The organism is Neisseria sp., from assembly GCF_030523955.1.
Taxonomy (GTDB): Bacteria; Pseudomonadota; Gammaproteobacteria; order Burkholderiales; family Neisseriaceae; genus Neisseria.
Genome location: NZ_JAUNHL010000037.1, coordinates 1 through 13490, shown reverse-complemented (window position 1 = coordinate 13490; position 13490 = coordinate 1). Strand labels below are relative to the sequence as shown.

16 protein-coding genes are annotated in these 13490 nt (G+C 49.2%); 11 read left to right on the top strand and 5 right to left on the bottom strand.

Annotated elements, in window-relative coordinates; genetic code table 11:
• The first annotated feature begins 91 nt into the window (after nucleotides 1-91).
• The 5 genes from Q4C79_RS08750 to Q4C79_RS08730 are packed head-to-tail and all read left to right on the top strand — an operon-like array spanning nucleotide 92 to nucleotide 2942.
• Nucleotides 92-628, top strand: a complete 537-nt coding sequence (locus tag Q4C79_RS08750) for a septation protein A (RefSeq protein ID WP_303090637.1) — start codon at nucleotides 92-94, stop codon at nucleotides 626-628.
• 2 nt (nucleotides 629-630) lie between these two features.
• Nucleotides 631-939 (top strand): YciI family protein, encoded by a 309-nt coding sequence (locus tag Q4C79_RS08745; RefSeq protein WP_303090636.1) that lies wholly within the window; start codon nucleotides 631-633, stop codon nucleotides 937-939.
• 13 nt (nucleotides 940-952) lie between these two features.
• A complete protein-coding gene (locus Q4C79_RS08740) occupies nucleotides 953-1234 on the top strand; it encodes a BolA family transcriptional regulator (RefSeq protein ID WP_303090635.1) in 282 nt (93 codons plus the stop codon).
• A gap of 45 nt (nucleotides 1235-1279) precedes the next feature.
• Complete coding sequence (locus Q4C79_RS08735) at nucleotides 1280-2152, top strand: peptidyl-prolyl cis-trans isomerase (protein WP_303090634.1); 873 nt, start codon at nucleotides 1280-1282, stop codon at nucleotides 2150-2152.
• A 31-nt stretch (nucleotides 2153-2183) separates the two neighbouring features.
• Complete coding sequence (locus Q4C79_RS08730) at nucleotides 2184-2942, top strand: peptidyl-prolyl cis-trans isomerase (protein ID WP_303090633.1); 759 nt, start codon at nucleotides 2184-2186, stop codon at nucleotides 2940-2942.
• A gap of 110 nt (nucleotides 2943-3052) precedes the next feature.
• Here the strand turns inward: Q4C79_RS08730 and Q4C79_RS08725 are convergent, their stop codons facing one another.
• Nucleotides 3053-4849 (bottom strand): extracellular solute-binding protein, encoded by a 1797-nt coding sequence (locus Q4C79_RS08725; RefSeq protein ID WP_303090632.1) that lies wholly within the window; start codon nucleotides 4847-4849, stop codon nucleotides 3053-3055.
• Nucleotides 4850-5017: 168 nt separating this feature from the next.
• Here Q4C79_RS08725 and fabI point away from each other — a divergent pair, with 168 nt between their 5' ends.
• Nucleotides 5018-5800, top strand: coding sequence for an enoyl-ACP reductase FabI (fabI, locus tag Q4C79_RS08720; protein WP_303090631.1), 783 nt, complete (start codon nucleotides 5018-5020; stop codon nucleotides 5798-5800).
• A gap of 365 nt (nucleotides 5801-6165) precedes the next feature.
• Nucleotides 6166-6597 (top strand): large conductance mechanosensitive channel protein MscL, encoded by a 432-nt coding sequence (mscL, locus tag Q4C79_RS08715; protein WP_303090630.1) that lies wholly within the window; start codon nucleotides 6166-6168, stop codon nucleotides 6595-6597.
• A 100-nt stretch (nucleotides 6598-6697) separates the two neighbouring features.
• Here mscL and hslO read toward each other — a convergent pair whose 3' ends face one another.
• From hslO to aroE, 3 genes are all read right to left on the bottom strand, one after another.
• Nucleotides 6698-7591 (bottom strand): Hsp33 family molecular chaperone HslO, encoded by an 894-nt coding sequence (gene hslO, locus Q4C79_RS08710; RefSeq protein WP_303090650.1) that lies wholly within the window; start codon nucleotides 7589-7591, stop codon nucleotides 6698-6700.
• 85 nt (nucleotides 7592-7676) lie between these two features.
• Nucleotides 7677-8357: a monofunctional biosynthetic peptidoglycan transglycosylase gene (gene mtgA / locus Q4C79_RS08705; RefSeq protein WP_303090629.1), complete on the bottom strand. Its 681-nt coding sequence runs from the start codon at nucleotides 8355-8357 to the stop codon at nucleotides 7677-7679.
• On the bottom strand, nucleotides 8354-9172 hold the full coding sequence (gene aroE / locus Q4C79_RS08700) for a shikimate dehydrogenase (protein WP_303090628.1): 819 nt from the start codon (nucleotides 9170-9172) through the stop codon (nucleotides 8354-8356). The genes mtgA and aroE overlap by 4 nt, the downstream gene beginning before the upstream one ends.
• Before the next feature lie 202 nt (nucleotides 9173-9374).
• On the opposite strand from aroE, the gene Q4C79_RS08695 reads away from it, so the two are divergent.
• From Q4C79_RS08695 to Q4C79_RS08680, 4 genes are all read left to right on the top strand, one after another.
• Nucleotides 9375-9869 carry a membrane lipoprotein lipid attachment site-containing protein gene (locus tag Q4C79_RS08695; RefSeq protein ID WP_303090627.1) on the top strand — a complete coding sequence of 165 codons (495 nt, stop codon included), beginning with the start codon at nucleotides 9375-9377 and terminating at the stop codon, nucleotides 9867-9869.
• A gap of 390 nt (nucleotides 9870-10259) precedes the next feature.
• Entirely contained in the window at nucleotides 10260-10589 is a 330-nt protein-coding gene (locus Q4C79_RS08690) for a multidrug efflux SMR transporter (protein WP_303090626.1), read from the top strand.
• A 70-nt stretch (nucleotides 10590-10659) separates the two neighbouring features.
• On the top strand, nucleotides 10660-11454 hold the full coding sequence (locus tag Q4C79_RS08685; protein WP_303090625.1) for a 3'-5' exonuclease: 795 nt from the start codon (nucleotides 10660-10662) through the stop codon (nucleotides 11452-11454).
• A 26-nt stretch (nucleotides 11455-11480) separates the two neighbouring features.
• Entirely contained in the window at nucleotides 11481-12362 is an 882-nt protein-coding gene (locus Q4C79_RS08680; RefSeq protein WP_303090624.1) for a prephenate dehydrogenase, read from the top strand.
• A gap of 65 nt (nucleotides 12363-12427) precedes the next feature.
• Here Q4C79_RS08680 and htpX read toward each other — a convergent pair whose 3' ends face one another.
• A complete protein-coding gene (gene htpX, locus Q4C79_RS08675; RefSeq protein ID WP_303090623.1) occupies nucleotides 12428-13273 on the bottom strand; it encodes a protease HtpX in 846 nt (281 codons plus the stop codon).
• Between the last annotated feature and the right edge of the window lie 217 nt (nucleotides 13274-13490).

The window sequence follows — 13490 nt, the reverse complement described above, 5'->3', positions numbered from 1 at the left end:
GCGGCATTTTAACTTAAGTTTGACGTGCAAGACAGGTTGATTCTGTTATGATACCGATTTGGTTTTTCAGGTAGCAAGGTTATCTTTAGTCATGAAGATTTTTAGCGATTTATTTGCGCTGATTTTGTTTTTTGCCATTTATACGGTTACGAAAAACATTTTTTGGGCGACGGCTTGTGCCGTCGTGATTGGTGTTTTACAAGCTGCTTTTATTTGGGCAAAGCATAAAAAGCTCGATGTAATGCAGTGGGCGAGCCTGATTCTGATCGTGGTATTCGGTGGTGCAACGATTGTGTTTCATGACAGCACTTTTATCAAGTGGAAGCCGACGTTACTGTTCTGGCTGGGAGCGTTGGTATTGCTGATATGCCAGATCAGAGGTAAAAACGGCCTGAAAGGTGTAATGGGTAAGGAATTGACCCTGCCTGAGTCTGTTTGGAATAAATTGACTTTGATGTGGATGGTTTTTTTGCTGTTGCTGGGTGCGGTGAATCTGGTGGTGGCTTACCAATTTAGTGAAGCGGCTTGGGTGAATTACAAACTATTCGGCTCGACTGCTTTGATGATACTGTTTATTGTGGCACAAGGTTTTTATCTGAGCCGTTATCTTCCTCAGGAGAATAAATAATTATGAGTAAAACTTATTTCATGCTGTTGGCAACGGATGCAGAGGGTACGCACGAGGCACGTATGGCGGCACGTCCGGCGCATTTGGCGCGCTTGGAGGCTTTGAAAGCTGCCGGCGACTTGATGACGGCAGGCCCGAATCCGCTTCCTGAGCAGCCTGATCGTGTATCCGGTAGTTTGATTATTGCTAAATTTGAAGATTTGGATGCGGCACAAGCTTGGGCGGAAGCTGATCCTTATGTAGATGCCGGTGTGTATGAAGAAGTGTTGATTAAACCCTTTAAAGCGGTGTTCGAGCCGGTTTTGAAATAAGGGATAGGCTGGAATGACAACGGTAGCGGAGCAAATCGAGGCCTGTCTGAAAGAGGCTTTGCCAATAGAGGCATTCGAATTGAGAGATGACAGCCATTTGCATGCCGGTCATACGGGCAATCGTGGTGGCGGGCATTACCGAGTGCTGGTTGTGAGCCGTGCTTTTGCAAAGGTTGGGCGTTTACAACGCCAGCGGATGGTTAAGCAGCCGTTGGCCGATTGGTTTGCTGACAACCGGATTCATGCTTTGAGCATTCGGGCACTGACTCCTGAAGAATACCGGAATGAGCAATAAGTTGCATATTTTAAGAGAACATACTAGCTAGAGAAAGAAAACATCATGAAAGATATTCGTTTAAGCGCTTTGTTGTTGGCTGCGTTATCGGGCGGCTTGATGGCGCAGACCGTGGTAACGGTGAACGGTACGGCGATCGACAGCAGCACAGTTGACACCGTGGTGCAGAATTTGAAACAGGGAAATCCGCAATTACAGGATAGCCCGCAGTTGCGCGATGAAGTAACCCGCCGTTTGGTGGTCAGTACCGCAGTGGCGCAGGAAGCGCGCCGTTTGAAGCTGGATCAGGGCAACGAGTTTAAGCAGGTTTCCGAGCAGGCAATGGCCAATGCCAAAAAAGAGGGCGCCGATAAGAAGCCTACATTCAAACAAGAATGGACTTTGTTTCAAAATGATTTGCTAAATCAGGTGTTTGTGTCGGATGTGTTGAGGAAAAATCCTGTTGGTGAGGCGGATGTTAACAAAGCTTATCAGGATTTGAGCGCTTATTATAAGGGTACGCAGGAAATTCAATTGGGTGAAATCATGACCCGTAGCGAAGCAGATGCTAAAAAAGCGTATGATGAATTGAAAGCCAAAAAATCATTTAAAACCGTAGCCGGCAAATATACCATCAACGAGCAAGCGAAGAAAAGCGGTGGTATTGCGCCGGGTTACATTCCGTTGAAAGATTTGCAACAAACCGATCCTGGCGTATTCGAAGCGGTAGGCAATCTGTCTAAAGGCGGATATACCGAGCCTTTGCGCAGTAATGACGGTGCGCTGTTTGCCATTTTCTATGTGAATGACAAACGTAATGTACAAATACCTGCTTTCGATCAAATGAAGAATCAGCTCACCGGACAATTACAGCAAGAGCGTGTGGCCGGCGCGGTGGATGGTGTCATGAAAAAGGCCAAGATTCAGCCGGCGAAGTAATCCAACTGATTTTACAGGAATAAAGTAAAAAATGATGAACAAAAAAGTGATGGTAAGCGCCTTGGTATTGTCGTTGGCCGGTTTGGCGGTAGCGGCGCAGGCGCCTCAGATTGACAATGCACGTGTAGATAGCATGGTAAATCAGTTTCTCCAGCAGGCGGGGCAAAATCCGCAAATGCAAGGGCAGCTGAACGGAGAAAAAATCCGTGCTCAGGTGGTAAAAGAGTTGCAAACGGTTGAGGTGTTGAAAGCCGAGGCCTTAAAAGCCGGTTTGGATAAAGATGCAGCGGTTCAAAATGAATTTAAAAATCTGGAAGCCCAGTTTTATGCTGCCAAATACACCGAGCATCTGACTAAAACCGTACAAGTAGACGAAGCGGAAGCGCGCCGTATGTATGATGCAATGGCGAAAACGGTGAAAATCCAGCAGGTTAATTTCAAAACTGCGCAGGAAGCCAAAGATGCGCAAAGCTTGTTGCTTAAAGGCATGAGTTTTGAGGATTTGATGAAGCGTTATCCGAACGAGGAGCAGAAATTCGACCAGTTTGTGCATCCGCAGCAGCTGCCGCCGCCTTTTGCTGCGGTTGTCGGCAAGATGGTGCGCGGTGATGTTACCCATGAACCGGTGGAGTTTAACGGTAAATTTTATCTGATTAAACTGGCTGCCGAGCAACGCAGTTCGGAAATGCCGCCGTTCGAACAGGTGAAAGAGCAAGTTCTGCAACAGGCCAAACAGCAAAAAGTACAAGAGCAAATCAACAAGCTTTTGAAAGATAACGGTATCGATTGATGCTGTAGAATACTAAATTGAGTGTTAAACGGGAAATGCCTGTCTGAAAAATATTTTCAGACAGGCATTTTTATGGGTATTTGGATTTTTCAGACAGGAGTGGTGATGAATTACTGCTGTTTTTGAGCAGCCTTATCCCACCAGGTCGATAGCGCCCATTCCGTGGCGGCATAGTATTTGGGCGGGCGGGCAGGAATCCCCAGCGTATTACGGTAAATCACACGGTATTGGTTGCTGTGCCAGTTGGGGATAACTAAATACTGCCAACGCAATACGCGGTCGAGTGCGCGGGCGCTGGCCACCAAATCGGCACGGTTTTTGAACTGAGCAAAATTCGGCAGCAGGCTCTCGATTGCCGGGTCGCAGATCCCGGCAAGATTGCGGCTGCCGGGTGTTTTGGCGGATTGGCAACTGTAATAACCGAATTGTTCGTTGCCGGGGCTTTCAGAGTTGGCGTATACAGTGGATACGATGTCAAAATCGAAGTCGTTAACCCGCTTCTGATATAGCGCAGCATCGGTAACGCGTATGTTCAATGTGATGCCGATTTTGGCTAAGTCGCGCTGCCACTTGAGAACCACGCGCTCAAAGTTTTTGCTGGGAGTGAGATATTCTATCACTACCGGTTGTTGGTTTTTATCTATCAGCCGCCCACCTTGATAGCGGTAACCGGCGGCGAGCAACAGTGCTTTTGCCTGCATCAGATTGGGACGTATCCCGACGGAAGGGTTGACTTTGGGCGGTTGCGGGGCATCGAGATTGAATACGGCCGGCGGCAAACGGTTTTTCAGCGGCAACAGAAGCTCCAATTCCCGGCCTTGCGGCTTGCCTGCGGCGGCCATTTCGCTGTTGGTGAAATAGCTGTCGCTGCGGCGATAGGAGCCGTAAAACAAGCGCTCGTTGATGCTTTCGAAGTCAAAGCTAAACACCAATGCTTGGCGTACGCGCACGTCTTGGAAAAAAGAACGGCGTTGGTTCATCACAAAGCCTTGCATCCCCGCCGTATTCTGATGTTGCCATTCGTGTTTTTGCAAATAATGGCGTGCCAATAGGTTTTCAGGGTAAGCACGAGCCCAGTCGCGGGCGGTGGTTTCTTGGCTGAAATCGTAGCGGCCGCCTTTTATGCCCTCAAGCCGCACCGAGTTGTCACGTACATAATTAAAACGGATGCGGTCGAAGTTATACATGCCTTTGCGGGTAGGCAGATTTTGCGCCCAATAGTTTTTATCGCGGGTAAATTCGCTCAAGCGGCCGCTTTCGGTGCGGGAGAGCCGGTAGGGGCCGGAGCCTATGGGAGGCGTATTCGGCGCTTTGGCCAGGCCTTGCGGATAGCTTTTGTGCGAGAAGACCGGTAACTGGCCCAGTATCATATGCAGTTCGGCATTGCGGTTTTTGAAACGGAAACGTACGGTATATTTGTCGGTGATATCTACGCCGGCAACATCGGCCCAGTAGAAGCGGTAAGAAGGCGAGGCAGCCGGGTCTTGGGTAAGCAGTTTGAAAGAAGCGGCGACGTCTTGCGCCAGCACAGGATCACCATTTTGGAAGCGGGCTTTGGGGTTGATTTTGAAATTAACCGATAAGCCGTCGGAAGCCAATTCGATGTCTTCGGCCAGCAGACCGTATACGGCAAAAGGCTCGTCCCAACTTTGTGCGGTTAAGGTGTCTAAAGTCAGGCTGGTGATGCCGGCTTCGTGGTCGCCTTTTAAGGTAAACGGATTGAGTGTGTCAAAGCCGCCACTGATCGGTAGGCTGAACGAACCGCCTTTTGGTGCATTGGGATTGGTATAGCCGAAGTGGGTAAAGGTGGGCGGATAAATGGGGGCGGATCCCAAACTTAGCCCGTAAGCCGCCCAGGCTACGGTTGGCAGGCCGGCGAGCGCGACGGTAATCAGTTTTTTTATCATGGCATTTCAGACAGGCATATCGTGAAAAGATATTTTACCTTGAAAGATGTGTTTGCCTGCAAGTAGCGGTAAAACAGTTTTGTTATGCTGTGTGCAACAGATTGCGGCAAACTCGGCTATAATGCGGTTCTTGAAAAAATTTCAGCCGATTCTGGAAAGGAATAATTTATGGGCTTTTTACAAGGTAAAAAAATCCTCATTACCGGTATGATTTCCGAGCGCTCGATTGCATACGGCATTGCTAAAGCATGTCGCGATCAAGGCGCCGAACTGGCGTTTACCTATGTGGTAGACAAATTGGAAGAGCGTGTGCGCAAAATGGCAGCAGAATTGGGTTCCGATTTGGTGTTTCGCTGCGATGTACAAAGCGATGCCGAGATTGATCAATTGTTTGCGGATTTGGGCAAGTCATGGGACGGTTTGGATGGTTTGGTGCATGCCATTGCTTTTGCACCGCGCGAAGCGCTCAACGGTGATTTTCTCGACAGCATCAGCCGCGAAGCCTTTAATGTCGCGCATGACGTTTCCGCATACAGCCTGCCGGCTTTGGTTAAAGCAGCACGCCCGATGATGAAAGGCCGTAATTCGGCTGTGGTTGCCCTCTCTTATCTGGGAGCGGTGCGTGCGATTCCCAACTACAATGTAATGGGCTTGGCCAAAGCCAGCTTGGAAGCGGCTATCCGCTTTACCGCTTCTTCTGTCGGCCGTGACGGAATTCGTTGTAATGGTATTTCTGCCGGCCCGATCAAAACATTGGCCGCTTCCGGTATCGCTGATTTCAGCAAACTGCTGAACCATGTAGCCGAACAAAATCCGTTGGGCCGCAATGTGACAATCGAGGAAGTGGGCAATGCCGCCGCCTTTTTATTGTCCGACCTCTCTTCCGGCATTACCGGTGAGATTACTTATGTAGATGGTGGCTACAGTATTAATGCGCTAAGCGAAGTTTAAAATTGGTGATGAATTACACTAATATTGCCGAATAGCGCAAAGTATAACCTCGCATATTGTCCGAAAGCACTTTGTAACAGCGTTTTGGGATAATATGCGGGTTTTTCTGGCTAAGATATTATTTGGTTTAGGAACTTTACCAAAGTATCGAGTATCTAATCTGCCGGATTATTGGTTTTCTCTGGCAATCGTTATGAAAATTAATATTTTTTGAAGTTTGGGAAATACTAAATTTCAGTGCTGTTGATTTAGGAATATGTGTTTTGTCGTTGCTTGTTTGCTGCAAAATATACCTTAAACAGAAGGAAACCAGTTTTGTTTGTTGTATCAAAAATATGAACTATCTTTAAAAAGAAGGAAATAAAATGTCATTGGCACAAGATTTTAAAGCATTTATTATGCGCGGAAACGTAGTTGACTTAGCTGTCGGTATGGTTGTCGGTACAGCATTCAGCGGTATTGTGAAATCATTGGTAGACGATGTGATCATGCCTCCTATCGGTTTGTTGATTGGTGGTGTGGATTTCTCCAACTTATTCATCACCCTGAAAGACGGGGCTAAGGTTGTCGGCCCTTACCCGTCTTTGGCGGCTGCAAAAGCGGCTGGTGCGGTTACTTTGAATATTGGTACTTTCATTAATACGATTATCAGTTTCTTGATTATTGCGGCAGCCATTTTTGCCGTTATTCAATTTTTGAATAAACTGCAACGTAAACAGGTAGAAGAAGCGCCGCCCGCTGAGCCTTCAGAAGAAGTTTTGCTGTTGCGTGAGATTCGTGACTCTTTGAAAAAATAATCCGGTTTTTAGCTACAGATTATTAATAAAAACCGCATCGTTGAAGATGCGGTTTTTATTTTGTTTTCGGCATCACAACGCCTGTCTGAAAAACAATTGCCTATTGCATGGTGGCACGAGCCACTTCAGTCACGTCCATGCCGAATAAAGCGTTAACGTCGGTTTCATCAAATACATATTTCTCATTGCAGAAATCACAGTCGATTTCGATGCTGCCTTGCTCGGCAACAATCGAGCCGACTTCCTGGCCGCCTAGCAATAACAACATATTGCTAACCTTACCGCGCGAACAGGTACAGGCAAATTCTATTTCTTCCGGCTCGAATACGCGTGGCGGTGTTTCGTGGAACAGACGGTAGAGCAATGCTTCGGCATCCAAGCTTAGCAATTCGGCAGCATCTACAGTATCCGATAAAGTGGTTACATGTTGCCAAGCTTCTTTGTCTAATGATTCTTCAGGCAGGCGTTGTAACAGCAGGCCGCCGACCGTGTTTTCGTCGGCCGCAAGAGTAATGTGGGTTTCCAGTTGTTCGGAGCGCAACATGTAGGCCATCAGCATTTCGGCGATGCTCCCGCCTTCCAGCGGCACCACGCCTTGCCAGGGTTCGCCTTCTTGTGGTTGCAGGGTAATGGCGAAAATGCCGTTATTGCCCAGTAAATCGCACAGCGTTTCCCCCTCATCAAAAGAAGCGGTTTCATCCCAGCGGGCCGTGGCACGGCAAGTATCGTTAGAGGTGGCTTCGACTACCAGCATTTTCAGTTTGCCTTCGCTTTGCACTTGCAGGGTCAGGGTGCCTTCTATTTTCAGATTACTGGAAAGCAGGGCACCGGCAGCCAGCAATTCGCCTAATGCGTGGCGGATGGGAGCGGGGTAGTTTTTGCGACAGACGATGTGCTGCCAAACCGCTTGAAGGCGGACATGCAGGCCGCGTACCGGCATGTCGTCGAAAATAAAGCGGGTACGGCGTTCGGCGTCGGAGTGGGGAGTGTGCATCATGGATCTTTCTATTATTTCATTTGCTATAGGCGTGATATGGATGCACGGGGTAGGAAATCAAGAGGGAATGCCTGTCTGAAAATTATTCCGGCAATTCGGCAGAGCGCATGCGGCGCAATACGATATTGGCCTTGGCGCGCAGCCGGGGGCTTTTCGGATTCTCGGCATAAAACAGCGGCGCGGGTACGCGTGCGGTGAGCAAGGCGGCTTGTTGGCGGCTAAGATCGGAGGCGGGTTTCTTGAAGAAATATTGGGAAGCAGCTTCGGCACCGTAAATGCCGTAGCCCCATTCGATAACATTCAGATAAAGCTCAAAAATGCGGTCTTTATCCGTGACCGCTTCCATCATGGCGGTGATGGCCGCTTCCTCGGCTTTACGCAGATAATTGCGCCCATCATTCAAAAACAGGTTTTTGGATAATTGCTGGCTGATGGTGGAACCGCCGGATCGGATTTCGCCGCTTTTTTCGTTTTTACGGAAAGCATTGCGCATGCCGCGCCAATCAAAACCGCTGTGTTCGGCAAAGCCTGCATCTTCCGAGGCAATCAGTGCCTTTTTTAAGTTTACCGAAATCTGGTTATAAGGAACCCAGCGGTAGTCCAGCGTTACATCGCGGCCTTCGCTGCGGAATTGGCTCATCCGCATCGACATAAATGCGCTTTGATGCGGCGCGACCGCGCGGTAGGTAAGGATGTTGCCGTATACATAAGCATTAAACAGAATAAACACGGCAAACGGTAAAGCAATCAGCCATTTAATCATGCTTGGATACTCTTGCGCATTAATTCGGTTACGCTGCGGATGTCGGGTGTGAAGCCGCGCCACAGTTGATACGAGAAAGCTGCTTGTGCAACCAGCATGCCTAGGCCGTCGGCAGTTTGTTTGGCTCCTGCGGCTTTTGCTTGCTGCATGAATACGGTGGGCTTGTCGCCGTAAGCCATATCATAAGCCATTTCGCAAACAGAAAAGAGCTTGTCGTTTACCGGTAGTTTGTCGCCGCTAAGGCTGCCGGAAGTGCCATTAATAATGATGTCGTAATATGAGCTGGCCAATTCGTCAAACGAACGGTAATCGACATCGAAGCGGTGTGCCAAGGTTTCCGCTTTGTCTACCGAACGGTTGGCCAGCGTGAGGGAAGCGGGTTGTTGTTCCAACAGGGGCTGCAACACGCCCCGGACTGCGCCGCCGGCACCCAACAACAAAACACGTTTGCCGGCAACAGAGAGATGATAGTTTTGAGTAAAATCATTCACCAAGCCGATGCCGTCGGTATTGTCACCGCGGAAACGGCCGTCGGGTAACGGAATTAATGTATTGACTGCACCGGCGATTTGGGCGCGTTCGGAACATTCGTCTACCCAATCCCAAGCATCGGTTTTAAACGGCAGGGTAACATTGGCGCCATTGCCGCCGCCGGCAAAGAAAGCAGAGGCTGCTTCGGAAAAATGGCCGATCTCGGCATAAATCCGTTCATAAATAATTTCCACTTGTTCTTGACGGGCAAATTGGGCGTGAATTTGCGGCGATTTGCTGTGGGCGATAGGGTTGCCGAAAACGGCGTAGCGTGCGGTGACCATGGCTTGGGATGACGAAATTATTAAAGAGAGATATTATGAAACAAACCGCCGGATAGATAAAGTATTTATAGAGAGGCGCAAGAGTCGGTTGGCAGGCGTGCCAAGTGAATCAAAAACAGTGCTGTGTTGCAATTTAGCCGAAAAAAAATCCGTTCGGCCGGTTATGTTTGGTAATCAAAGATGAGGCGTTTATAATAGCCACATGAAAAAATATATCCTCCCTCTCGTTTTGGTAACAGCCTTAACCGGCTGTGAATCCATTTATCTGCCGACACTCAAAGAAGTGCCGGTGTATCCGACTAATACGCGCACCCAAACGGATGAAGGGCGTGGCCGTTCTTACGATTTGGCACCCAGCCATTGGACGGACGTTTCCAAAATCCGCGACGAAGCTACGCGCTTGAGCTATCAGGTTAGCCAAGGTAAGTTGACCAAGGTACAGGCTGCGCAATATCTCAACCGCTACCGCATCCAACTGGTGGGTCGCAATGCTGTGGACGACAGCGTGTATGAAGTTTATCTGCGTTCGGCAGTGGATAGCCAGCGCGGTGCGATTTCAACCGATCAGTCCAAGCTTTATATCCAGAATACTTTGAAGGGTTGGCAACAACGCTGGCCTAATATGAGAAACAAACCGACTAATCCGGCGTTTACCAACTTCCTGATGGAAGTGATGGGCATGGAGCCGTTGAAATAAATTCTTTGATTGGCTGAATGTATTTTTAAGTGCAATATGATGGATATGCCTGTCTGAAACGTTTCAGACAGGCATTTTATTTCCTAGAAACGGTAATTATGTTGTTAATGATTTGTTGCTTCATTGCGCCAGAGAGCAAGAGAACGATTTTGTTGCCGCTAAAGCGGCAACGGAATCGGTTTCGCACTGCCTGCCTTGTGGTAAAAATAAATAGTTTCGCTATATTGAAAGCTAGTTTGGTCGGATGCAATCAGGAAAATCTTTTGGCCAATCGGAGTTTCTAAACGAAGTGAGGTGTGCCGTTATGGAATGCCTGCTTGAAAAGAATAATTGATTTTCAGACAGGCATTGGATGAGGGCAAGATTAAAAAGGTTTTGATAAGGATAAATATGAATGCTTGGATGATGCTGGCACTGGCGATTGCGTTTGAGGTAGCGGCAACGAGTTTGCTGAAGGTGAGCGACGGTTTCAGCCGTTGGGGGCCGGCTGTTTCTGCATTGCTGCTTTACGGTTTGTCGTTTTATTTGTTGGCGCAGATTTTTCGCAGCCTGCCGGTCGGGTTGGTGTATGCGGTATGGTCGGGGGTGGGCGTGGTGTTAACGGCGCTGATTGCTTGGGTAGCCTTTGGCCAGAAAATCGATACGGCCGGCTGCATTGGCATAGCCATGATTATCGGCGGTGTGGCGGTGATTAATCTTTTTTCTTCATCAGTACACTGAAATGTTGCGCCGGTTTGTCAAACCGGGCAACTTCATGCACAATGCCGTCAATAGCCACGGAGCAAGCGCCATGACACCCATTCTCGCTTTCGATATTGAAACCATTCCCGATGTTAACGGTATCCGCCTGCTGCATGATTTGCCCAAGAGCATGAGTGATCAGGAAGTGGTGTCGTTTGCCCAGCAGCGGCGCAGAGCGCAAACCGGCGGTGATTTTATGCAGCACCATCTGCACCGGGTGGTGGCGATTTCCTGCTGTATGCGTTGGGGGCAGGAGAAAATCCATGTCGGTACCATAGGTGAGTTGCACGACAGCGAAGAGACCATGATCGCCAAGTTTTTCGATTTGGTGGAAACCCACACGCCGCAGCTGGTGAGCTGGAACGGCGGCGGTTTCGATTTGCCGGTGCTGCATTACCGCGCCCTGATACACGGCATTACCGCCGCGCGCTATTGGGACATGGGCGAAGGTGATTTTGGCGACAGCCGGGATTTCAAATGGAACAACTACATCAGCCGTTACCACAGCCGCCATTGCGATTTAATGGATTTGCTGGCCTTATACCAGCCGCGGGCCAGCGTACCGCTGGACGATATGGCAAAACTCTGCGGCTTTCCCGGCAAACTCGGTATGGACGGCAGTAAGGTATGGGATGCTTGGCATGCCGGTGAAATCAAGGCCATTCGCGACTATTGCGAAACCGATGCGGCCAACACTTATTTGATGTATTTGCGTTTTCGCCTGATGAGCGGCGCATTGGATGGCGATGAATACGAACAGGAAATCCGCCGCCTGAAAAATTATTTGAAATCCTTGGCGGAAGAGAAACCTTATTGGGCGGAATTTTGTGCCGCCTGGAATTGATTGAACCCGTGCAATAATTTCTGACCATGACCGCACAACAAACTCTCAAACAAATTACGCTTATCGGGGTCGGCCTGATAGGCGGTTCTTTTGTGCTCGATTTAAAACGGCAGGGGCTGGTCGAGAAAATAGTCGGTATCGACCTTAATGCAGAAAATCTGGCACGCGCGCTGGAGCGTAAAGTAATTGACGAAGCGCATGAGCGCATCAGCGGCGAGAGTGTGGCCGGTGCCGATTGGGTGTTGATTGCCACGCCGGTGGCGACCCTGCCGGCGATTTGCCGTGCACTTGCTCCTGTGTTATCACTAGATACGATAGTCAGCGATGTCGGTAGTACCAAGCTTTCCGCATTGGCGGCATTTCGCGAATATTTGCCGCAACATTTTCCGCAATGCGTAGCCAGCCATCCGATTGCCGGTTCAGACAGGCATGGTGCATTGGCGGCGCAATTCGGTTTGTTTCAAGACAAAAAACTGATTTTATGCCCGCATGAGAAACAAAATCCGGCCGCTTTACAGCAGGTGGAGCAGTTCTGGCAGGCGGTGGGCAGCAAAACGTATCAGTTGAGCGCAGAAGAACACGACCAGATTTTCGCCGCCGTTTCGCATATGCCGCATGTGTTGGCGTTTTCTTTTGTCCACCAGATTGTGGATCATCCGGACGGCGGTAAATATTTGGATTTCGCCGCTTCCGGTTTCCGCGATTTTACCCGCATCGCTTCCAGCCATCCGGCGATTTGGACCGATATCTGCATGGCCAACCGGCAAAGCCTGCTTGATTTGATTAACGGGCAGTATCAGCAGTTGGCACGGGTGCGGGCGATGCTGGAAGCGGGGGATTCGGATAAGCTTTACCGCTATTTTGAAGAAGCCAAGCAAGCGCGGGATGATTGGTTGGAGAAGCAATAATTTGGTAAGCAAAACAAAATGCCTGTCTGAAAAGTTTTTCAGACAGGCATTTTGTTTTGCTTTCTTTACATCTCTTTCAAACGGGCAATGCGGTTATCCAAGCTGGGGTGGGTAGACAACAGCGAATCTTTTTTTGCTTCGCTGGCGATACCCAAAGCCGTCATTTCTTTCGGCAGCTCGCTGGTTTCGCCTTTCAGGCGTTGCAGGGCGGCAATCATTTTCGGCGCTCCTACCAGTTTGGCGGCACCGGCATCGGCGCGGTATTCGCGTTGGCGGCTGAACCACATTACGATAAAACTGGCCAAAAAGCCGAACAATACTTGCAACACCATGCTGACCAAGAAATAAATACCGCCGTTGGTTTCGCCGCGATCATTGGTAGCGACCACATTGGAGATCAGGCGCGACAGGAAAACCACGAAGGTATTAACCACGCCTTGGATCAGGGTAAGTGTCACCATATCGCCATTGCCGACGTGCGCCATTTCGTGCGCCAACACCGCTTCGACCTCATCGCGGGACATGTTTTGCAACAAACCGGTGCTAACGGCAACCAGCGAGTTGTTTTTGCTGGCACCGGTGGCGAAAGCATTGGGTTCGGGCGAGTGATAGATCGCCACTTCCGGCGTTTTCACGTTCCATTGTTTGGCTTGCGCCTCAACGGTATTGAGCAGCCAGCTTTCCAACTCGTTTTGCGGTTGGGTGATGACTTCGGCGCCAACCGAACGTTTCGCGACCATTTTGGAAGTTAGCAGCGAAATAATCGAGCCGGTAAAGCCCACAACAGCGGAGAACGCCAACAGGCTGCCCATATCATTGGGGTTGCCGCTGATGCCCAAAAGGCTGAGGATGACACTGATGACAACGAGTACGGCAAGGTTGGTGAGAATAAATAAGAAAATGCGTTTCACGTTTTTTCCTTTTGTTGTTGTGCTGTTGTGGTTGTTATGTTCCGGATCGTATTTTCTCAAAAACCGAGCGTTCAAGTATACAGGTGCTCCGCAAAGGTATGCAAAATTGTACTGGCATATCTTCCTGAAACCGCGATCCGGTAAGGCGGAGATGAATATTTAGAGCTTGAATTGTCAAACCAAGCGCAACGTTTTTCGAAACAGCACCTCATAAGCA